This window comes from Rhodococcus sp. CX (assembly GCF_015865005.1).
Taxonomy (GTDB): domain Bacteria; phylum Actinomycetota; class Actinomycetes; order Mycobacteriales; family Mycobacteriaceae; genus Rhodococcus.
In genome coordinates, this window is sequence record NZ_JADZGH010000002.1 from 1 (window position 1) to 1,665 (window position 1,665).

3 protein-coding genes are annotated in these 1,665 nt (G+C 62.1%); 2 read left to right on the top strand and 1 reads right to left on the bottom strand.

Annotation, left to right across the window (positions count from 1 at the left end):
- Positions 1-25: 25 nt before the first annotated feature.
- Complete coding sequence (locus I0Q12_RS00015; RefSeq protein WP_197250002.1) at positions 26-460, bottom strand: hypothetical protein; 435 nt, start codon at positions 458-460, stop codon at positions 26-28.
- On the opposite strand from I0Q12_RS00015, the gene I0Q12_RS00020 reads away from it, so the two are divergent.
- Both I0Q12_RS00020 and I0Q12_RS00025 read left to right on the top strand, forming a co-directional pair.
- Positions 422-1,198, top strand: coding sequence for a hypothetical protein (locus I0Q12_RS00020; RefSeq protein ID WP_197250003.1), 777 nt, complete (start codon positions 422-424; stop codon positions 1,196-1,198). The two genes, I0Q12_RS00015 and I0Q12_RS00020, sit on opposite strands and share 39 nt — an antisense overlap.
- Positions 1,199-1,300: 102 nt before the next feature.
- Positions 1,301-1,665, top strand: a 365-nt coding sequence (locus tag I0Q12_RS00025; RefSeq protein WP_197250004.1) for a hypothetical protein, incomplete at its 3' end; no start/stop codon positions are given.

The following is a 1,665-nucleotide window of genomic DNA, read 5'->3' on the forward strand; positions in this document are numbered from 1 at the left end:
CTTGATGGCCCCTGTCCCTATGGACCTAAATTTTTCGAGGTGAGTCGTGCCGCATCTCAAGCTGAATCTCCCGATGCCCACGCCTGAGCAGATCACCGAGGGCGAACGGCAGATCCAATACCGGCAGGACGCCGACGAGAAGCGCGTCGAACGGGACCGGAAACGACGTGCCGATCTTGAGGATCGGCGGCGAGCGATCGAGCGAGCGCTGAAGGCATACCGGAAGTTCGACGACCCCGATGTGACCGACCTGCGGATTCGCACTCGCTTCATCCGAACAGATGACCCCCGGCGGTCCGCTCCCCGCACAGCCGGATACTCCCTCGCCGAAGAGGTGGAATCGCGGCCACCGATGACCCGACTCGTCGAGAGAAGACGTCATTCCCTCCAGCTGATGATGACGATGCTCTTCGTAGCCCGGATGGAAACGCCCCCGGGTGCCCGATTCATCAACAGACACCCGAACATCAACCCGAAGGACTCACGGGATTCCTGGCTGACGCTGGCCGGACTCGCCGACGATGTCCGGGTCGATCAACGCCGCGGGCTACGACGAAAGTTCAACACCGCGGTGGACGGGCTTCGGGCGCACGATCTGATCTCCTTGGAAGGAGCCGCGGGCCAGGCCGGGCGGTACCGCAGTTTCACACTTCAGAAGGAAGATGCGAGCAACACCCCGTACACCGTTCCCGGCGACGACACCGCTCGGCGCGAAGCTATCACCCTTCCCACCGCCTTCTTCCTCCAGGGCTGGCACCTGGTTCTGACCGACCTCGAGTTGGTCACGCTGCTGGCCATCATCGACCGCACCGGCCAACTTCGACTTGTCCCGCGCTCCGGCGAGCTCCGCGACAAGGGCGTCGACCTGAAGAAACAGGTGCGATTCGAGACCTACGGACTCAGCGACGAGGCATACAACACCGTGCACATGCTCGATCGGTTCGGGTTGATCGACGTGGAGGACCCCATGCCCAATCGCAGCAACCCAGCGCGGTTCGCGGCCCTCCTGCTGCCGACCGACAAGGCAGACGAATCCGCGAACACGACGCCCCACGACGCACACTCGAATGCGCCCGGAGGGAAGTCCGACTCCAACGAGCGCGTTCCGTATCGGCTGATCTATCCGAGCGAGACCGCTGGGATAGATCAGTTCCCGCCGGCGCTCGACACCGTCCTCGGTGTCCTACCGGAGCTGTAGATGCTCCCTCGGCTCGCTACCTATCCTCGCGCCTACCGTGACACCCCCCAACCACCGGGACGTGCCATCACCGCAGCTCAACACAATGATTACCCTTTACCTGTGAGTTCCACAGGCACCAGCACCACCGAGATCGCACGACGGCTCTTCACAATCTGGGATGCCCTCGTCGAGAACGACATCAAAGTCAAGAACACACATCCGTTCGACGCAGTGAAAGTCAGCCGCGTACTTGCCCTTACCCACCATGTTCGGAAGCTTGGTGGGGCCTCGCTTGAGCTGCTGTCTTCTCACGGTGTACTGGTCGCCGTACCCAGTATCAGAGCTGGTTTCGAGAACGCGCTTACTGCCATGTGGATCGCCCAGTCCTCGGACGGAGCACAAGCATGGCTCGCACAAGATCCTGCAGCGCGTCGCGCAATCCAGAAGACGCTACGCACCACCGACAATCCCGAGCTGCACCAGTG